Below are 18,203 nucleotides of genomic sequence, written 5' to 3'. Positions count from 1 at the left end.
GTGCCCATGAGCTCTATTTACCCTCGTGAGATCGATCTAAACGCCCCCGTCGCCGTCGAAGCGGCTGTCACGGAAAGTCACCCTGCGGATGCCTCAGCCCCGATGCACACGTTGGGCACCGCGGCCGCCGGGACTCCCGAGGATCCGTTCCTGTGGCTGGAGGAGCTCGATTCCCAGCGGGCCATGGAATGGGTGCTCGGGCAAAATGCCCGCACCGAGGCCGAGCTCTTCGACGACGATTTTGCCGCGACCCAATCAGAAATCCTCAAGGTCCTGGATGCCGCAGACAGGATCCCGATGGTCACCAAGCGCGGAGACCACTATTACAACTTCTGGCGAGATACGCGGCATCCCAAGGGGTTGTGGCGGCGCACCGACTGGGAGTCCTACCGGCAGGAGGACCCCGCCTGGGAAATCCTGCTGGACGTGGATGCCCTGGCGGAGGCCGAGGGAATTGACTGGGTCTTCTCCGGGGCGCAGATGCTGCGTCCGGCTCCGGGCGCCGAATATGCGCGTGCCCTGGTCAAGTTGTCACCCGACGGCGGGGACCAGGTGCGGGTGCGGGAATTCGACGTGCCCTCCCGCGCGTTTGTCCCTGGCGGCTTCGACCTGCCCGTGGCCAAGACGAATGTTTCCTGGGCGGATGCGGACACGCTGTTTGTCGCCACCGACGTCGGCGAGGGATCACTCACGCTGTCCTCCTACGCGCGCACCGTGCGCCGGCTGGCCCGTGGACAGGAGCTGGCCGAGGCCGAGGAAGTCTTCGCCATCGACGAATCACACGTCCTGGCCTATGTCTCGCACGATTCGACCCCCGGCTTTGAACGCGATGTCGCCCACGACGTCATCGACTTCTACAACTCCAAGACCTACCTGCGATGCGGCGACCAATGGGTGCATCTCGAGGTTCCCACCGACGTGGGCGTCTCGCTGCACCGCGGATGGGTGTTGTTCTCCCCGCAGACGACCTGGACCCGCGACGGGGCCACGCACATTCCGGGCTCCCTCGTCCTGGCCGATCTTGAAGAGTTCATGGCCGGCACTGCCGTGTTGCGTGAGATCTTTGTTCCCTCGGCTTCCACATCCCTCCAGTCAATCGACTTCACCGCCCACCACATTCTCCTCAATGTCCTGCAGGACGTTTCCTCCCGGATACTCGTTTGCGATCCTGCGAAGGACTTTGCGCTGCGTTCCTTGGATCTCGAATCCCCGCTGCACAGTTTCAGCATCTCCGCGGTCGACGACGAGGATCCCGCTTGCGGCGACGACTTCTGGCTGACGCTCACCGGATTCCTCACGCCCACCACCCTGGCCCGCGGCACTGTCGGCGCCGGCAAGGACCCGGCAGGTGCCGCTGTCCCCAAGGTCGTCAAGAGTGCCCCTGCCCGCTTTGACGCCGCTGACTTCGAGGTTTCCCAGCACTTCGCCGTTTCCGATGACGGCACCCGGGTCCCGTACTTCCAGGTGTCCCCGCGCGGACTGGCGCTGGATGGAAGGAACCCCGTGCTGGTCAATGGCTATGGCGGATTCCAGACGAGCCTGACACCGGGCTATCTTGGCGCCCTGGGTCCCGGCTGGCTGGTTCGCCGCACGGCGGAGGGACGTCGCGGCAGCTACGTGGTGGCGAACATCCGCGGCGGCGGCGAGTACGGGCCGCGGTGGCACCGCGCCGCCTTGCGTGAGAACCGGCACCGCGCCTACGAGGACTTCGCGGCCGTTGCCCGTGACCTCATCGCCCGGGGAGTGACCTCGCGCGAACACCTGGCCGCCACGGGTCGGTCAAACGGCGGGCTGCTCATGGGCAACATGATCACCGGCTACCCGGAGCTGTTTGGGGCGATTTCCTGCGGCGTCCCCCTGCTGGACATGCGCCGGTACACCCGGCTGGCCGCCGGGCATTCGTGGATCGCCGAATACGGCGACCCGGACGTACCCGCGGACTGGGAATTCGTGCGGACCTTCTCCCCCTACCACCGGCTCGACGATCCGCTGCCCGAGGGCGTCCAGTACCCGGCCTCCCTGATCTGGAGCGCGACGTCCGATGACAGGGTCGGTCCGGTGCAGGCCCGGAAGATGGCAGCGAAGATGATGGAGATGGGCGTCGACTCTGTTCGGTACCACGAGTCGCTGGACGGCGGCCATGCCGGCGCCAGCGACAACAAGGCCTCGGCCACCATGCTCGCAACCAGCTACGAGTTCCTCTGGCGGCACGTCGCCCGCTGATTCACAATCCGCGATCTCTGCCATTCAGGTCCTGGATGGCGGCATCGATGCGTTTGAGCAGGCGCTGGCTCAGCCGGACTTCGTGGGGCAGCTCGCGGAGTTCGGCCGGGCCGATGTCGAGATCCCGTTGCTCCAGGATCTCGCTCAGTGATTCCCAATACTCCGTGGCCATCTCTTCATCGTCTTGGTCCTCCGCCGGGGCATCCGGTCCCACGACGCCGAAGGCGGTTTCCTCGATGTCGTCCACCGATGCGTCCGACCAGCGCTGGCTCGTGGACCACCCGCGGTTATCGAGCAGCAGGACGCTGCTTCCGTCTTCCAGAAGCAGGCCGAGCCGGGCAGCCACCGAAACACGGCTTTTGTCGGCGGAGGAGTAGTCAAGGTCAGCCAGCGTGACCAGTTTGGAAGCCCTTGTCATGCGGCCTACGCTATCGCGCCGCGAGGCTGTTTGGTGGCAGCGGGCCGCCTTTCCCGCGCGGTTGTTGCGGGCCGTTCACGCTCGTTTTGTGTGCCGCGCCTGCTTTGGGTAGTCTAGGGGAGCTGGAAACAGCGAAACGGACACGTGCCAGAGCGGCCGAATGGGCTTCACTGCTAATGAAGTGTCGGGGTTAAACTCGACCGGGAGTTCAAATCTCCCCGTGTCCGCTGAAAAACCCCTACTTCGGTAGGGGTTTTTTCGTCTTGGGCCGCGGGTGGCGGGCGATGCCGCAAACAGCGAGAAACCGCCCGCAGCCGGTCCCGGGCGGGTACCGACATGCGGGCGGCTGGAGTCGTGTCAGGCCTCCGTGCCGCAGGCGCCTATTTGTCCCCGTCTCCGAACGCGTTGAGCAGCGTGCGCACCATTTCGTCGGGCAGGCCGGTGTGGCGGACTACAATGGTCGTTGCCGCGTCGAGTTCACCCATGCGCAGGTGCTCGAGCAGCTCGGTGCGTTCGGGCTCCCCGAGATCGTTGACGCTGAATTTCACCTCACCGTCAGGACCTTGTCCCTCGAAGCTGAAATCGGCAATGTTTGCGGTTGGTGTCTTGCCGCCACCCAGCGGGGAAGCCCGCAGCATGCGAAGGATCTCGGCGTGCTCCAGGCCAGAGTGCTTGGCAATGAGTTCCGCTGCCCCGGGCAGGTCCTCGTCGCGCACCAACGACAGGAACTGGTCGTATTCGGCCGGCGGCAGGTCCTCGCTGGCGAATTCACGGGATTCCCCGTCCACCAGGTAGGCGACCTTGAATTGCGTGGAGGTCCGTTCCGATTCGCTGCCGAATTCCTCCGCCCACTCGCTGGGCACCACCCAGGGGTCATCGGGGGTTTGGGGGCCGGCCTGCACCTTCTTCGACGGGTCTTCCCCGGCGCGCGCGACGGGATCGGGCGGGCCGGGAATTCCGGTCGCCCCGTCGGGCTCCAGCGCTTCGGGGGCCGCTGGTTCCTCGGCCCTGGCCGCACGGCGTTCGGCCTCGAGTTGCTGGGAAATGGTGGGGCCGGTCGTGGGCTCCTGGCGGACCTGGGGGAATCGTTCCAGGCTCCGGACGGCGATGATGCTGGCCTTGTATCCGTCGCCGGTCATCGCCTTGTAGTTCTGCACCGCGGCCATGAAATCCCCTGTGGCCAGGGACCTGTAGACGGCACGGTGCCCTTCGGCGGTCAGTCGCCCGGCGGCCAATTGCGCCGATTCGGGGGTGATCGCGGCAGAAACCTCGGCCGAGTTCTTGATGCGCAGCTTCTTTAGCCCGATCCACGCAAGTCCGAGAATGAGCAGCGGGACGACGACCCAAAGCAGAATTTCCATGTCTCTAGCCTACGGCCCCTTCAGGCGCGCGGCGGAACTTGGCGATGGCCAGATTATGGCCGAGGAATCCGTTGGCCCCCTCCGGGATTCCTGCTGCCCCGGACGCCCGACATCCGCGGAACCGGGCAGGCGCTGGGTGTACCCAGCGATGCGAACGGGTCGCCCTGCCGTCGGAATTCGACGGCAGGGCGACCCGTTTCCCCCCTTGGCGTGCCCATGCCCCGAGCCACCGTTGCCTCGGGTACAGGACTCAAACGACCAGCGGAACCTCGTAGATCTCGTCGGCCAGATGGCCGGCGCGCTCGTGGACCCGCTGAACGGCTTCTTTCGAAGGGCCTTCGGAGAGGCAGAACACCTTTCCGCTCTCCGGGTCAGCCCACGCCTTCTTGAACTCCACGTTTTCCTCGCCCTGTATGGCAAGATCGGCCGCGTGTGCAGCCTGCAGATCGGCCGCAGACAAACCCTTCATGTGGTTGTGTACGTCCATGAATTCAGCCATGACTTCTTCTTCCCTGGATGACGTTGAGCGCCAGAATGGGAACAGCGCTCGCCCCATTTTGGCACTTGGCCGGCCGCGAAGGAATAGCAGGACACCAGCGGTTCCAGGCGCACGCATTGGCCAGATGCGGCCCACCACCCGGAGCCCGGATCAGCCCGCCATGCCGAGCACAAAGGGCAGCACCCCGGGGGTGCCGGCCTCGCGCAGGATCCTGGCCGCTTCGGTCATCGACCACCGGCTATCGGCCAAGTCATCGAGCAGCAGGACCGGACCGGGGGCGCCCGCCAATTTCTCGGCCATTTCGGCCGGAACCACGAATTGGTCCCAGACCGCCGCGAGCCGGAAGGCCGAGTTTCCGCCGGAGCCGCCGCGCGGACCGTGGTCCCGGTACTCGAGCTGCCCCAGGTACGGCAGCCGTCCGATGGTTGAAATGCCGTGGGCAAACGACCCCACCAATTGCGGGCGGGTCCGCGAGGGCATCGACACCACGGCGACCGGCCGGGTTGACCATTTCCACTCGCTGAGGACCTTGACGCAGGCATCCAGCATGGCCTGTGCAATGGGTGCGTCCGGCTCGTCCGAATTTTCCAGCAGTGCACGCAACCGACCTCCCCAGCCCAGGTCCGTCAAGCGGGCCAGCGCACGGCCGTCCTCGGCCTGGAGCTCGGGCTTGATCTTGCCCTTGAGCGGAACGCCAAGCTTTTCCATGCCGCCGGGGTACATGCGGCGTGCCTCGACCAGCGCACCGACGCGGCCCAACGCGGTTTGCGCCGAGTCCTTGGCCGTTTCCTGGATTTCGTCGCTGAACCACACGCCGGCGCAGTTGTCGCACCGACCGCACGGCGCGGCCGCCGGGTCATCGAGTGCCCGGGAGAGGAATTCCATGCGGCAGGTCTTCAGGTTCTCGTAGTCAAGCATGGCGTTTTGCTCGGCCACGCGGGCCGCGGCCACGCGGGTGTAGCGCTCGGCGTCGTAGAACCACTGGGCGCCCGAACGGATCCATCCGCCGGAGACCCTTTCCACTGCACCATCGACGGCCAGCACCTTGAGCAGCAACTCCAGCGGGGTGCGCTTGATGTTCACGCGGGCCTCGAGCGCGGGCACCGAGAGGGGCCCCTGGGTGGCGCCAAGCTCCTCCAGGACCGCGTGCGCCTTTTGCTCGTCGGGCATGGAACTGGTGGCGAAGTAGCGCCAGATTTCCCTGTCCTCCGGGCCGGGCAGCAGGAGCACGTCGGCGTTGATGCTGCCGCGGCCGGCACGGCCCACCTGTTGGTAGTAGGCGACCGGGGAGCTGGGCGCCCCGACGTGGATGACGAATCCCAGGTCCGGCTTGTCAAAGCCCATGCCTAGCGCGCTGGTGGCCACCAGCGCCTTGACCTCGTTGTTCTTCAGCGCTGTTTCGGCGCGGTGGCGTTCCTCGGTGTCGGTGCGCCCGGAGTAGGCCAGCACCTTGTGCCCGGCCTCGGCCAGCAGCCGGGTGATGTCCTCGGCCGCCGAAACGGTCAGCGTATAGATGATGCCCGAACCGTGGAAGTCGTTCAGGTGCGTGAGCAGCCAGGCGAATTGCGAGCGCGGCGAGGCCAGCCGCAACACGCCCAGGCGCAGCGACTCGCGGGCCAGGGAACCGCGCAGCGTGAAGACCTCGGCGCCGCCCACGGCCAGCTGCTCCTGCACGTCGTGGACAACCCTCTCGTTGGCGGTCGCGGTGGTCGCCAGCACCGGGACGCTGCCGGGAAGGGCGTGGATGAGGTCCTTGATGCGGCGGTAGTCGGGGCGGAAGTCATGGCCCCAGTCGGAGATGCAGTGCGCCTCGTCGATGACCAACAGCCCCATCCGGGCCACCAGTGCCGGCAGCTGGGTGTCGCGAAAGACGGGGTTGTTCAGCCGCTCCGGGGACACCAGCAGCACGTCCAGCTCGTCGTTGTCGAGCTTCTGGGCAATGGTCTGCCAGTCCAGGGCGTTGGCGGAGTTGATGGCCTCGGCGCGCACCCCGGCACGCGAGGCGGCGGCAACCTGGTCGCGCATCAGTGCCAGCAGCGGGGAGACGATCAGCGTCGGTCCGGCGCCGCGGGCACGCAGCAACAGCGAGGCCACGAAGTACACGGCGGACTTTCCCCAGCCGGTGCGCTGCACCACCAGGGCGCGGCGGCCCCCGGCCACCAGGGCCTCGATGGCCTCGAACTGGCCATCGTGGAACTGCGCATCGTCCCGGCCAACCAGGGAACGCAGGATGGAGGTGGCAGCGGAGCGCAAGTCCGAATCGATGCTGGGTGTGTAGGCGTCCATGGCCCCAGTATTCCAGTGTCCACCGACACTTGCCCGCACCAGCGGTGTTGGCGCCCTATGCAACTACTCACCTTCGACGGCCCAAATCCGCGCCCCGCCACACCAACCGGATAAGCTCATGGGTGTGAGTGTGGAAATCGATCTTTCTGAGTCCTTCAAGGCCTATGACGTGCGCGGCATCGTCGGGGCCACCATTTCCGCCGAGGCGGTCGAGGCCATTGGCGCCGCATTCGTCGACGTGTTGGGCCTGGCCGGCCAGGACGTCCTGGTGGGCGGGGACATGCGCCCCTCCTCCCCCGAGTTTGCCGCGGCCTTCGCGCGCGGGGCCGCCTACCGCGGCGCCAACCCGAAGTTGCTGGGGCTGATTTCCACCGACGAGCTCTATTTCGCGGCCGGGTCGCTGAACAGCGCCGGGGTGGTGTTCACCGCCAGCCACAATCCCGCCGCCTACAACGGCATCAAGATGGCCAAGGCCGGTGCGGTGCCGGTGTCTTCGGACACCGGCCTCTTTGACATCCGCGATCTGGCCCAAAGCTACCTCGACGAGGGCCTTCCGGTGTCCACCGAGGCCCCCGAGGGCACCGTCAGTGAGATCGACGTGCTGGCCGACTATGCCGACTACCTGCGCGGGCTGGTGGACCTGACGGGCATCCGCCCGCTGAAGGTCGTCGTGGATGCCGCCAACGGCATGGGCGGACTCACCACCCCCGCGGTGCTGGGCGATGCCCTGCTGCCCGGGCTGCCACTGGAAATCATCGAGATGTACTTCGAGCTCGACGGCACGTTCCCCAACCACCCGGCCAACCCGCTGGAGCCGGAGAACCTGCGTGACCTGCAGGCCGCCGTCGTGAAGCACGGCGCCGACATCGGGCTGGCCTTCGACGGCGATGCCGACCGCTGCTTCGTGATCGACGAAAAGGGCGAGCCGGTCTCCCCCTCGGCGATCACTGCGCTGGTGGCGGTGCGCGAGATCGCGCGCGCGCAGGCCGCGGGCGAGGACTCCCCGGTGGTCATCCACAACCTGATCACCTCCCGTGCCGTACCCGAGGCCGTCACCGCGGCCGGCGGCCGCCCGGTGGTCACCCGCGTGGGGCACTCCTTCATCAAGGCCGTCATGGCCGAGCAGGGCGCGGTCTTCGGCGGGGAGCACTCGGCGCACTACTACTTCCGCGACTTCTACAACGCGGACACCGGCATGCTGGCGGCGATGCACGTGCTGGCGGCCCTGGGCCGCCAGGACACGCCGCTGAGCGAGTTCGCCGCCGAGTACGAGCCGTATGTCTCCTCCGGGGAGATCAACTCCGAGGTCCAGGACAAGGCGGGAGCAGTGGCCCGCGTGCTCGCCGATTTCGCCGACGCCCCCGTGGATGTCGGCCACATGGACGGCACCACCGTCACCGCCCGCGACGGGTCATACTGGTTTAACCTCCGTCCTTCCAACACCGAACCCTTCCTGCGCTACAACGGGGAAGCAAAAGACACCGCGACCATGGAATCCATCCGCAACCAGGTCCTCTCGATCGTCAGGAGCAACGCATGAGCACCCCAGAAAACAAGATCACCGAACTCGACGACGCTGCCCAGGCAGAGCTGAACAAGGTCCTGGGCACCGCCCTGGGCGTGGCCCGCGAGCAGCTGGAGGAGCAGGGCGTTTTCCTTCCCTTCGCCATCGCCGTTGAGCCCGCCACGGAAGAAAACGCCGAGCCCGAGTTGCGCCTGCTGGCCGTCCAGCCCACAGAGGACCTGGACGATCCGGAAGCCGACATCGACGCCGAAATCATGATGAAGGACCTGGTCCAGCTGCTGGCCGACCAGCGCGACTCCTTCAACGCCGTCGCCTTCGTTTCGGATGTCACCCTGCTGGACGACGGCATGGATGCCGTCCACGTGCTGGCCGAACACCGCGACGGCGCCTCGATCGCCATTGTGCAGCCGTACACCGCGCCGGACCCGGAAACCGGGATCTGGGAGTTCTCCGAGCCCAGCGCCGAGGGCGGCCAGATCCAGGTCTGGGCCTAGCCCCGGATTGCTTCCGGCCCGTGGCCCGGTACCCGGTACATCGGGTTCCGGGCCACAGGTCTTTGGGCACGCAGCCAGGGAACCTTGGTGTTCGGCCGGCGTTTCCCCCTGTGCACCTCGGCACAGTCCGCGGCGCCGTTGCCCGTGACCTGCGAGAATGGAACACGTGAGACTCAGCGCCTTCGCAGACGTGTGCCTGCGCACCTTGATGTTTCTCGGCTCCCGTCGCGACCAACAGGTCACCACAAAGGACATCGCCGAGCAAATTGGCGTGCCCTACAACCACGTCGCGAAGGCCATTGTGGAGCTTCGCAACCGCGGCGCCCTTGACGTGGCGCGCGGACGCTACGGCGGTTCGCAAATCACCGACCAGGGTTTGCGGCTTCGCGTGGGCACCCTGATGCGCGACCTCGACGGCCGCGAGGATGTGGTCGACTGTGTCTCCGAGGCCGGGGCACCCTGCCCGTTGCTCGCCGCATGCAGGCTGCGCGGCGCCCTGCGACGGGCCCGCGAGGCGTTCTATGCGGAGCTTGACCTCTTGAGCGTGAAGGACCTGGCCCCGGCTTCCGGCAGCTCGCCGCTGCCCTTCCCGGTTCTTCCGTAACACCTGCGACCTGCCGGGGACCGCGACCGTACGTCTCTCAAGGACACCGGCATCCGCGAACCCGGTCGGCGGATTTGCAACCAACTTCTACGCCATGTAGAACTGAATTATCAATCTTGCATATTCCATGCAAGATAACGTTCCCCCTTCGTCAGGAGCCACCCGATGCTTTCCGAGAAGTCCCGTCCGGTCATCGAAGCCACGCTGCCAATCATTGGCGAGCGCATCTCACACATCACCCCGAAGTTCTACGGCCGGCTCTTTGCCGCCCACCCGGAACTGCTCGACGGGATCTTCTCCCGCGCCAACCAGAAGAACGGCGCGCAGCAGCAGGCGCTGGCCGGCTCCATCGCGGCCTTCGCCACCCACCTGGTCAACAACCCGGGCACCCTGCCCGAGGCCGTCCTCTCCCGTATTGCCCACAAGCACACCTCGCTGGGCATCATTGAAGAGCAGTACCCGATCGTGTACGAACACCTCTTCGCCGCCATTGCGGAAGACCTGGGGGACGCGGTGACCGCCGAGGTCGCCGAGGCCTGGACCGAGGTCTACTGGCTCATGGCCGATGCGCTGATCAAGATCGAGAAGGGCCTCTACGCCAAGCAGGCCAACGACAAGGTCTGGACCGACTGGAAGCTTGTGTCCAAGACGGCCGCGGGCACAGATTCCATCACCTTCCGCTTCATCCCGGCCGACGACACCCCGGTGACCGTGGCCAAGGCGGGCCAGTTCGTCTCGGTCCGCGTCCCGCTGCTGGACGGATTGCGCCAGTGCCGCCAGTACACGCTCAGCGACTCCGTAGCTTCCACCACCGAACGCGTCATCACGACCAAGTTCGACGGCGGCGGCGAGGTCTCCCCGTTCATGCATGGACACCTGAAGGTCGGGGACGTCGTGGAGCTTTCCAACCCCTACGGCGACCTGGTCATCGACGTGACCGGTGCCCCGATCGTCCTGGCAACAGCCGGAATCGGCTGCACCCCGAGCGCCTCCGCGCTGGCCACCTTGGCCGCCGCGGGCTCCGACCGCCAGGTCCTGGTGCTCCACGCCGAGGCAACCGAGGACGCCTGGGCACTGAAGGAACAGATGCGCGAATCGGTTGGGGCGCTGCCCAACGCCGAGCTGAAGCTGTGGCTCGAGGACATCAGCGCCAAGAACGAGGACACCAAGGCGACCGAGGGCTACATGTCGCTGGCCGGCCTGGACCTGCCGAAGGACGCCCGCCTGTACCTGTGCGGCCCGCTGCCCTTCATGCGCGCGGTCCGCTCACAGGCCATCGACGCCGGAATCCCTGCCACGAACATCCACTACGAGGTCTTCGGACCCGATCTCTGGCTTGCCGCTTAACCGGACCGGCAGGACCCGGGATCGCGAACGGCGCGAGGCTCTCCACCGCCCGGCGGTGGAGAGCCTCGCGCTTCTTTCTGTCGGACCCGTCGTCAGCTAGCCTTGGAAACAACATGGCATTCCGGCACGGGTCGCCCCGTGGTGGGCCTGGAGGCATTCATGAACGAGAAAAAGCGCCTGTATCTGGTTCTGGGATTCGGTTGCCTGCTCACCTCGGTGGTCGCCGTCGTCGTCACGGCCATTTCCCTGTTCGCCAGATTCCGGGAGTTCGAGGACCTGGGCCACGTGCTGGACGGGGAAACCTTCAGCAGGATCGTCGGGATGACGGCGGCGGACACGTACATCGTGGTTTCGGGTGCCGCCCTCTTTGCAGCCGGAGTCGTGTTCATCATCGCCGGTTCGCTGCGCCGCAACGCGCCGACCGCGTGACCTGGAAAACAACGCCGCAGGCGCCTCGCGCAACCCTGTCCGAAGACAGGGAACTGCCCGTTGCGGGTCTCGAAAGACCCCTTTCCGGGAGTTACTGCCCGGGCTCCTGCAGCCTCGGGTGTGGGGTGCCCTTTTCGACCCAGGCCCGCACGGTGGCGTTGAAGAGGATCGGATCCTCGATGTTCCACTGGTGGTGCATGCCAACGGCGGTGCGGAACTGGGCCTGCGGCAACGCCCTGGCCAGTGCAGGGAAGGACTTGGCCACCAGTTTGGGCTCCTTGCTCCCGGCAATCACCAGGGCCGGGCCCTTGTAGTTGCCAAGCTTGGCCGGGACGCCGCCGGGGTCCACCTCGTCCATGATGGCGCGCATGTTGTCCGCGCGCAGGTGCGTGCCGTGTTCGGTGAAGAGTTCCTTCTCGTCGGCGACCATGCCGTAGGCGCCGGCCTGGAAGCGCCAGTACCATTCGCTGCCGAACAGGCGCAGCTGCATCCGGCTCATGGTGCGCATCGAGGTCGAGACGCCTGCGGCCGGGACGCCGGAGATCATCAGGGACTCCACGAGCTCGGGGTGCCTGGCCAGGACGCGCAGCGCAATGACGCCGCCCAGGGAAAGGCCCACCAGGTGGGCGCCGCCATTGGAGACCTCGTCGGCAATGACCGCCGCCACGTCGTCGGCGGCGCTGTCGAGCCCAGCCCAGTCCTCCTGGGCGCGGGCCCCGAATCCGGGAAGGTGCGGGGTGAGCACCTCGTAGTCGCCAAAGGAGCGCACCTGGGGGTCCCACGTCCAGTTCGCGACATTTCCCCCGTGCAGGAACACGATCGTCTGGGCCGGTTTGCCGTCCTTGCGCGGGCGCGTGGGCGCGTGGAATTCCGGGTAGCCTCCCGGATCCCTTGGCGCCGCGGCCAGGGATGGGGCCGGCTTCGTCCCGGCGGCCGGTGCCACCGGGCCATTGGGCTCGGCACGGGTGTGCGGGACAGCTGGCTTGGGATGTCTCGGCGCCTTGGCCGGACGACCCTGTTTCTCCGCGGCAGCGGTTCGGGGTGCTTCGCCGGGAGACGTCGACGGCGTGGTTTCGGCGTCCTTTTCGGCGGGCGCCTTCGATGCCGCGGCACCCTCAGGGGCAATTCCGGCTCCCGCGTCGGGCTTCGATCCATCCTTCGCGGCAGGATTGGCCTTGGAATGCGGCTCGGGGCGTGGCTTGCGGTCACGGGGTCCGCGCTTCGGGGGCGCGGGCGCTACCCGCTGTTCTTCCCTGGGGGCCTTGCCCGGCTTGCCTGCCGGGGTCGCATCGTCCGTCAGGGAGCGGTCGACGAATTCCTCGTCGGCTCCGGCGTCGCCGTCGGAGGGGTGCTGGTGCTGGCTCATGGCAGGTGCTCCGTCACTGCATCCAGCCATTCAAGTTCGGCTGCCGCATGGCGGATTCCATTGTCCAGGGTTGCAGCCATCAGGAAGCTGCGACGGTCCGCTGCTGCTCTCATATCAATGTCCTCACGCTGGGAGAGGTAGTCGTCCAACACCTCTTGCGTTGCTTCGCGCCGGGCCTGGATCAGCTCCAGCACCGAGTCGCGGTCGAGTTCCGCGGCAAAGAACACCCGGGCCAGGAATGGTTCGCGCGGGGTGTGGGCGGTGACGTCGCCACCCAGCCATTCGACGAGCTCCCGCCGGCCCAGTTCGGTGATGTGGTGTTCCTGGCGGTCGGGATAGTTCCGCTGGGCGATCGTGGTGACGGTGGCGTGCCCGTCCTTCACCAGTTGGGCCAGTGTGCGGTAGATCTGCGCCTTGTCGGCATTCCAGAAATGATTGATGGACGAGTCGAAGTGCTTCTTCAGTTCATACCCGGTCATGGGCGCCAAACTCAAGAGCCCGAGGATCAAACGCGCAAGAATCATGCTTTCATCCTGACACATCCCCTAGGGGATTGTTCCAGCAGCCACGCACTTGTTGGCCGATGCCGTCGACCAAAGGCCTGCCCCACCACTGGCGATGAGGCAGCGACCCGACCTCGGAGTCGGCCAACGGCAAGGGCCCCGCGCTCACCAGTCCGGCCTTCCCGGAATCGGGAGGCCAGCGATGAAAGCGGGGCCCTGCACAACCGTTGTCGGCGAAGTGAGGCCTAGGCCTCCAAACGCACCTTCAGGCTGTCAAGCTCGTTGCGCAGCGAGGCCGGAAGGGCCTCGCCGAACTTGGCGTACCATTCCTCGATGCTGGCCAGCTCGGTGGCCCACTCGCCCTTGTCCACGGCCACTGCGGCCTCGACATCGGCCGGGGTCATGTCCAGTCCGGTCAGGTCGACCGACTCGCCGGTCGGCACGAAGCCGATCGGGGTCTCGACGGCGTCGGCCTTGCCCTCGATGCGGTCGATGGCCCACTTCAGCACGCGGGAGTTGTCCCCGAATCCGGGCCAGGCAAAGCCGCCCTCGGCGTTGCGGCGGAACCAGTTGACCAGGAAGATCTTGGGCAGGCGCTCCGGGTTGGCCTTGGACTCGATGGAGTCCCAGTGGTTCAGGTAGTCGCCGGCGTTGTAGCCGATGAACGGGAGCATGGCCATCGGGTCGCGGCGCACCACGCCCACGGCGCCGGCGGCTGCGGCCGTGGTTTCCGAGGACAGGGTCGAGCCCATGAAGATGCCGTTGGTCCAGCTGCGGGCCTGGGTCACCAGCGGGATGGTGGTCTTGCGGCGGCCGCCGAAGAGGATCGCGTGGATTTCGACGCCGTCCGGGCTGTAGTACTCCTGGGCCAGCATGTCGACCTGCGAGATCGGCGTGCAGAAACGGGAGTTCGGGTGTGCGGCGGGACGGCCGGAGTCCGGGGTCCAGTCGTTGCCCAGCCAGTCGGTCAGGTGCGCCGGTGCCTCGTCGGTCATGCCCTCCCACCACACGCCGCCCTCATCGGTCAGTGCAACGTTGGTGAAGATGGAGTTGCCCTTGGTGATGGCGCGCATGGCGTTGGGGTTGGTGGACCAGCCGGTGCCCGGCGCGACGCCGAACAGGCCGTATTCCGGGTTGACGCCGCGAAGCTCGCCTTCCTTGCCGATGCGCATCCAGTTGATGTCATCGCCCAGGGTCTCTGCCTTCCAGCCGTCAATGGTCGGATCCAGCAGGGCCAGGTTGGTCTTGCCGCAGGCGGACGGGAAGGCTGCGGCCACGTTGTAGCTCTTGCCTTCCGGGTTGGTGAGCTTGAGGATGAGCATGTGCTCGGCCAGCCAACCCTCGTCGCGGGCCATCACCGAGGCGATGCGCAGCGCGTAGCACTTCTTGCCCAGCAGGGCGTTTCCGCCGTAGCCCGAGCCGTAGGACCAGATGGAACGCTCCTCGGGGAAGTGGACGATCCACTTGTCCTCGTTGCACGGCCAGGCCACGTCCTCCTGGCCGGGGGCCAGCGGGGCGCCGACCGAGTGCAGGGCGGGAACGAAGAAGGCGTCCTCGGCTTCCATCTTGCGCAGCACGTCGTTGCCGATGCGGGCCATGATGCGCATGGAGGCAACCACGTAGGCGGAGTCGGTAAGCTCCACGCCGTACTGCGGCTGCTCGGCATCCAGCGGGCCCATGACGAACGGGATCACGTACATGGTGCGACCGCGCATGGCGCCGTCGAAAAGCCCCTTGAGCATGGACTTCATCTTGACCGGGCTTTCCCAGTTGTTGGTGAAGCCTGCGTCCTTCTCGTTTTCCGAGCAGATGAAGGTGCGTTCCTCGACGCGGGCAACGTCCTTGGGATCCGAGAAGGCAGCGAAGGAATTCGGGAACGAAGGATCGGTGAGCTTCTGCAGCGTGCCGCCGGCAACCAGTTCAGCGGTCAGGCGATCGTTCTCCTCCTGCGTGCCATCCACCCAATAGACATGGTCAGGCTTCGTCAGTTCCGCGATTTCCTGCACCCAAGCGGCAAGCTTTGAATGCGTTGTCGGTGCTGCATCGATGACCTTCTGGTCCGAGCTCTCGCTCATGTCCATTCCCTCCATTGGGCTGAATTTGCAATAAGTCGATGCTATGGGGCCGCCCAGCCCGGCCCCCTGTGACGCATCTCGCCCCAAAGTGCCGTTCCCGGTTTAGTTTCACCGAAAAGCCCGGCATTTCGGGCTTCACCCATTTCACCCCAAACGGTTAAGGTGACGAAGGTCACGTAGACCGGTATACTTCACGAAAGCCAACGGTGCGACTGTTCACGATACTGACCCCGGGATTTTGCGCGAACGGCATTCGTCTGTATAGTTATTCGAGGTCGAACCGCGAGGTTGGTACCAAAAACAGAATATGCGCCCATAGCTCAGCTGGATAGAGCGTCTGTCTACGGAACAGAAGGTCAGGGGTTCGAATCCCTTTGGGCGCACCAACTAGAGAAGCCACGAGAAATCGTGGCTTCTCTTCTTTTTACTCCGTAGACCCGTCTTCGAAGGCGGCCGCACCATGGGTGAACGACGGGCAGCCTCACATGCTCCGCGGCAGAAACCATCCGAATGGTGCCCTCTTCGGGATCCTCTTGCCGCCTGCCCGGTCCGTTTTTCCTCCTTGATCAACTCAGCGGCTCTACCCGGGGCATGCTGCGCAGCATCCACGAGGTACGGGCCGTCCCGGGAAGCCGTATCGAACCATTGCCCGATGATGCGACCCCTCTCGGCGAATGCTTTCGACCGGCACGGCGGCTCAGCGCCTGCCAAGACGTACGCTGCGCCGACCATTCCGATTCCAATACAACGCATTGCGCCGCGCAGCCCCCGGATCGGGGAAACGACCCGGCTCCGATCCGGGCGCGATCCTCGACGGGGGCTTCCGCTGCGGCCGGGCGGCAAGTCGCCACCGGACGGGCAGTCGCAGTGCCGCCGGACGCGTGAGTTCGCGCACGATTCCATGACGTGAATCGACCAGCAAGCCAAAGGTATGTATAGTTATTCGAGGTCAAGCCGTGAGGCAGGATCGATGCAGAATATGCGCCCATAGCTCAGCTGGATAGAGCGTCTGTCTACGGAACAGAAGGTCAGGGGTTCGAATCCCTTTGGGCGCACTCACATGAAAAGAGCCGCAATCGAAAGATTGCGGCTCTTTTCGTTTCGGCGGCGGGCCCTTCCCTCAGTGATCGGGCGCCAGGAAGAGCACGGCTTCGTCGACGGCAGCCAGCACGACAGGTTCGCGCAGCGTACGGAAATGCCCGGCAACCTGAAGCCTCACGTTCGTTGCCCCGGCGAGCGCACTGCCGGCGGGAATGTGCGGGTCGAACTCCGGATAAATGGAAACAATCCTGTCGTTGACGGCCTGCTGCGCCTGCAGGGACAAAAGGACGGCGTCCGTTGGTGAAAAGTGGCGCAGCGTGCGTGGGAACAGGTACTTGGCATAGACCGACCCCGCAAATGGCGTTGCGATGGCCACCAGACCCAGGATTCGCGCCTCCCCGCAGGGATCAGCCTCCGTCCCAGGCTCCGTCGACAGCAACACATCCAGCATTGCGAGCTTCCCGGTCAACCCGCCCTTGCTGTGGGCCAGCAACAGGCACTGGTTTACCCCGTCCTGCTGGCGAAGCTCACTCAGGCGCTGCCGCACGATCTGGGCGGACTCGGGCAGCGGGTGCCTGTTCAAACCCAATCCCGGGACCGTGTAGACGCGGTACCCGGCATTGTTGAGCCGTTGCGCCGCCGAGTCAAGAAAGAACCAGGTCTCATAGACCCCGGGCAGCAAGACTATGGCCGGAAGTGATGGATCGCCCTGTCGGTACGACTCGGGACTTCGACGGCGGATAAACGACAGGACCTGCCGCTTCCCGGCATATGCGTAGTCCAGCAACCACCACCACGGGTGCGACCACCGGTTCATGCCGCCCCTTCCATGGCCGAGGACCTCGGCTCTTCGTAGATCCAACCCTGGGGGCACGCTACGACGTCCTTGCGCCCGCAACACACAATACCCATACCCGGTGGCGGGCTTGTGGGCCAACCGGTGGGTACCGGCCCGATGGCTCCGGACTATCTCGGTATTTGCGCGACGATGCAGGTGGGGCTCTCCAACGCCAGCGAGCTCAAGTGCTTGCTCGGCAGCCCGTCCTCGGCATCCAGTCCGAGGGCCTCGATGGTGTTCGACAGCTGGTTGGCAACCAAGAGCGAGTTACCGACCTGCACGTGGTGCCTCGGCCAATCCCCGGCGCACGGCGCGGCCCCCAGAAAGACGGGCCTTCCGCCCTTCAGGCCCAGCACGGCCATGGCCCGGGCTCCCCGCACCCCGACGTAAAGCCTGTTGGTATGCCGGTCCAGGGAAATCTCCGCCGGGAAATGTTCGCCGGCCAGGATGCCGTCGCCCAGGGATTCGCGGGAGACCTCCCGCCACTCCCCCGCGGCATCGGCTGCCAACGCAACCACCTGGGCGCTGTGTTCGGTGACCACGTAGACGAGTCCGGACGGATGCTCCACCAGGTGGCGCGGGCCGTCCCCCTTGCGCAGCGTGATTTGCCGTTCCTGCCGCAACCCGCCTGCCACCAACTCCCAGATCCGCAGGGAATCGTGGCCCAGGTCGGTGGTGATGATCCTCCCGGAACGCAGCACAGTGCTTTGGTGCGAACGCGAGGCGCGCGGGTGGTGTCCGGGCACGGCAAAGGGGTCGACCGAGGCCGGGGCCAGGGCGGGGTCGCCCAGCGAGCCGTCCTGATGGATCGGATAGGACAGCACCCGCCCGTCGCCGTAGCAGCTGGCAATCAATGTCGTTCCCGCCCCGGCGACGGCCAGGTGGCACACCAGCGCACCGGCCTCCACCGGGCCACCCAGGGGCTCAAGCCTGTTCACGTCCACGATGCGATAGACGGCGACCTCCCCGCGATGCTCGAGCGCCGCATACAGCACCGGAAGTCCCGGGTGGGTGGCCAGCCACGACGGCGAGTCGGCGACGTGGGCCAACCCGAGGTCGGTGAGCACTCCGTTGCCGATCTCGATGGCCCGGATGCCCAAACTTGTCCCGCCACCGTCCGGCGAATAGCCGCCAACCCAAAACTTCTTGCCCATGTGCCCATCCTCCCCCGGGGGCCCAGCCGGCGCGGAGACC

The 18,203-nt window shown here is 66.0% G+C and carries 15 protein-coding genes and 3 tRNA genes; 9 read left to right on the top strand and 9 right to left on the bottom strand.

All coding sequences use genetic code 11. The features are described 5' to 3' along the window. The first annotated feature begins 102 nt into the window (after positions 1–102). The gene (locus tag KRR55_RS17940; RefSeq protein WP_217390712.1) at positions 103–2,223 is read left to right on the top strand and encodes a prolyl oligopeptidase family serine peptidase; all 2,121 of its coding nucleotides are present in this window, start codon (positions 103–105) and stop codon (positions 2,221–2,223) included. A gap of 1 nt (position 2,224) precedes the next feature. Here KRR55_RS17940 and KRR55_RS17935 read toward each other — a convergent pair whose 3' ends face one another. Then, entirely contained in the window at positions 2,225–2,641 is a 417-nt protein-coding gene (locus tag KRR55_RS17935) for a hypothetical protein (protein WP_217390685.1), read from the bottom strand. A 138-nt stretch (positions 2,642–2,779) separates the two neighbouring features. Between KRR55_RS17935 and KRR55_RS17930 the strand changes: the two genes are divergently transcribed. Continuing rightward, a tRNA-Ser gene (locus tag KRR55_RS17930) sits at positions 2,780–2,868 on the top strand. A 153-nt stretch (positions 2,869–3,021) separates the two neighbouring features. Here the strand turns inward: KRR55_RS17930 and KRR55_RS17925 are convergent. From KRR55_RS17925 to KRR55_RS17915, 3 genes are all read right to left on the bottom strand, one after another. Then, entirely contained in the window at positions 3,022–4,002 is a 981-nt protein-coding gene (locus KRR55_RS17925) for a hypothetical protein (RefSeq protein ID WP_217390684.1), read from the bottom strand. Positions 4,003–4,252: 250 nt separating this feature from the next. After that, the gene (locus KRR55_RS17920) at positions 4,253–4,501 is read right to left on the bottom strand and encodes an SCO4226 family nickel-binding protein (protein WP_217390683.1); all 249 of its coding nucleotides are present in this window, start codon (positions 4,499–4,501) and stop codon (positions 4,253–4,255) included. Positions 4,502–4,651: 150 nt separating this feature from the next. Next, entirely contained in the window at positions 4,652–6,787 is a 2,136-nt protein-coding gene (locus KRR55_RS17915; protein ID WP_217390682.1) for a RecQ family ATP-dependent DNA helicase, read from the bottom strand. Positions 6,788–6,905: 118 nt separating this feature from the next. On the opposite strand from KRR55_RS17915, the gene KRR55_RS17910 reads away from it, so the two are divergent. From KRR55_RS17910 to KRR55_RS17890, 5 genes are all read left to right on the top strand, one after another. Beyond that, positions 6,906–8,327 carry a phosphomannomutase/phosphoglucomutase gene (locus KRR55_RS17910; RefSeq protein ID WP_217390681.1) on the top strand — a complete coding sequence of 474 codons (1,422 nt, stop codon included), beginning with the start codon at positions 6,906–6,908 and terminating at the stop codon, positions 8,325–8,327. Next, positions 8,324–8,806 (top strand): hypothetical protein, encoded by a 483-nt coding sequence (locus KRR55_RS17905; RefSeq protein ID WP_217390680.1) that lies wholly within the window; start codon positions 8,324–8,326, stop codon positions 8,804–8,806. The genes KRR55_RS17910 and KRR55_RS17905 overlap by 4 nt, the downstream gene beginning before the upstream one ends. A gap of 157 nt (positions 8,807–8,963) precedes the next feature. Beyond that, a complete protein-coding gene (locus KRR55_RS17900) occupies positions 8,964–9,410 on the top strand; it encodes an RrF2 family transcriptional regulator (protein ID WP_254456374.1) in 447 nt (148 codons plus the stop codon). Between the two features lie 165 nt (positions 9,411–9,575). Further along, positions 9,576–10,757, top strand: coding sequence for a globin domain-containing protein (locus tag KRR55_RS17895; protein WP_217390678.1), 1,182 nt, complete (start codon positions 9,576–9,578; stop codon positions 10,755–10,757). 159 nt (positions 10,758–10,916) lie between these two features. Then, on the top strand, positions 10,917–11,186 hold the full coding sequence (locus KRR55_RS17890; RefSeq protein ID WP_217390677.1) for a hypothetical protein: 270 nt from the start codon (positions 10,917–10,919) through the stop codon (positions 11,184–11,186). A gap of 91 nt (positions 11,187–11,277) precedes the next feature. Here the strand turns inward: KRR55_RS17890 and KRR55_RS17885 are convergent, their stop codons facing one another. From KRR55_RS17885 to KRR55_RS17875, 3 genes are all read right to left on the bottom strand, one after another. Beyond that, positions 11,278–12,552: an alpha/beta fold hydrolase gene (locus KRR55_RS17885; protein ID WP_217390676.1), complete on the bottom strand. Its 1,275-nt coding sequence runs from the start codon at positions 12,550–12,552 to the stop codon at positions 11,278–11,280. After that, positions 12,549–13,076 carry a PadR family transcriptional regulator gene (locus KRR55_RS17880; protein ID WP_217390675.1) on the bottom strand — a complete coding sequence of 176 codons (528 nt, stop codon included), beginning with the start codon at positions 13,074–13,076 and terminating at the stop codon, positions 12,549–12,551. Before KRR55_RS17880 ends, KRR55_RS17885 begins: the two co-directional genes overlap by 4 nt. A 224-nt stretch (positions 13,077–13,300) precedes the next feature. Next, complete coding sequence (locus KRR55_RS17875) at positions 13,301–15,130, bottom strand: phosphoenolpyruvate carboxykinase (GTP) (RefSeq protein ID WP_217390674.1); 1,830 nt, start codon at positions 15,128–15,130, stop codon at positions 13,301–13,303. Positions 15,131–15,439: 309 nt separating this feature from the next. Here KRR55_RS17875 and KRR55_RS17870 point away from each other — a divergent pair. Together KRR55_RS17870 and KRR55_RS17865 are read left to right on the top strand one after the other, a co-directional pair. Beyond that, a tRNA-Arg gene (locus tag KRR55_RS17870) sits at positions 15,440–15,516 on the top strand. A 595-nt stretch (positions 15,517–16,111) separates the two neighbouring features. Continuing rightward, positions 16,112–16,185: transfer RNA gene (locus KRR55_RS17865), tRNA-Arg, on the top strand. Between the two features lie 65 nt (positions 16,186–16,250). Here KRR55_RS17865 and KRR55_RS17860 read toward each other — a convergent pair. Then, positions 16,251–16,988 (bottom strand): esterase/lipase family protein, encoded by a 738-nt coding sequence (locus KRR55_RS17860; protein WP_217390673.1) that lies wholly within the window; start codon positions 16,986–16,988, stop codon positions 16,251–16,253. A gap of 149 nt (positions 16,989–17,137) precedes the next feature. Further along, a complete protein-coding gene (locus KRR55_RS17855; RefSeq protein ID WP_217390672.1) occupies positions 17,138–18,163 on the bottom strand; it encodes a lactonase family protein in 1,026 nt (341 codons plus the stop codon). Positions 18,164–18,203 lie beyond the last annotated feature (40 nt).

Origin of the sequence: Paeniglutamicibacter quisquiliarum (assembly GCF_019084045.1) — a bacterium.
GTDB lineage: Bacteria > Actinomycetota > Actinomycetes > Actinomycetales > Micrococcaceae > Paeniglutamicibacter > Paeniglutamicibacter quisquiliarum.
This window is presented reverse-complemented; position numbering and strand designations above follow the sequence as displayed.

Bases quoted from the DNA above. Each gene is read 5' to 3' on its own strand.
- KRR55_RS17940 (WP_217390712.1), top strand. From the start codon at position 103: ATGCACACGTTGGGCACCGCGGCCGCCGGGACTCCCGAGGATCCGTTC.
- KRR55_RS17935 (WP_217390685.1), bottom strand. From the start codon at position 2,641: ATGACAAGGGCTTCCAAACTGGTCACGCTGGCTGACCTTGACTACTCC.
- KRR55_RS17925 (WP_217390684.1), bottom strand. From the start codon at position 4,002: ATGGAAATTCTGCTTTGGGTCGTCGTCCCGCTGCTCATTCTCGGACTT.
- KRR55_RS17920 (WP_217390683.1), bottom strand. From the start codon at position 4,501: ATGGCTGAATTCATGGACGTACACAACCACATGAAGGGTTTGTCTGCG.
- KRR55_RS17915 (WP_217390682.1), bottom strand. From the start codon at position 6,787: ATGGACGCCTACACACCCAGCATCGATTCGGACTTGCGCTCCGCTGCC.
- KRR55_RS17910 (WP_217390681.1), top strand. From the start codon at position 6,906: ATGGGTGTGAGTGTGGAAATCGATCTTTCTGAGTCCTTCAAGGCCTAT.
- KRR55_RS17905 (WP_217390680.1), top strand. From the start codon at position 8,324: ATGAGCACCCCAGAAAACAAGATCACCGAACTCGACGACGCTGCCCAG.
- KRR55_RS17900 (WP_254456374.1), top strand. From the start codon at position 8,964: ATGGAACACGTGAGACTCAGCGCCTTCGCAGACGTGTGCCTGCGCACC.
- KRR55_RS17895 (WP_217390678.1), top strand. From the start codon at position 9,576: ATGCTTTCCGAGAAGTCCCGTCCGGTCATCGAAGCCACGCTGCCAATC.
- KRR55_RS17890 (WP_217390677.1), top strand. From the start codon at position 10,917: ATGAACGAGAAAAAGCGCCTGTATCTGGTTCTGGGATTCGGTTGCCTG.
- KRR55_RS17885 (WP_217390676.1), bottom strand. From the start codon at position 12,552: ATGAGCCAGCACCAGCACCCCTCCGACGGCGACGCCGGAGCCGACGAG.
- KRR55_RS17880 (WP_217390675.1), bottom strand. From the start codon at position 13,076: ATGATTCTTGCGCGTTTGATCCTCGGGCTCTTGAGTTTGGCGCCCATG.
- KRR55_RS17875 (WP_217390674.1), bottom strand. From the start codon at position 15,130: ATGAGCGAGAGCTCGGACCAGAAGGTCATCGATGCAGCACCGACAACG.
- KRR55_RS17860 (WP_217390673.1), bottom strand. From the start codon at position 16,988: ATGAACCGGTGGTCGCACCCGTGGTGGTGGTTGCTGGACTACGCATAT.
- KRR55_RS17855 (WP_217390672.1), bottom strand. From the start codon at position 18,163: ATGGGCAAGAAGTTTTGGGTTGGCGGCTATTCGCCGGACGGTGGCGGG.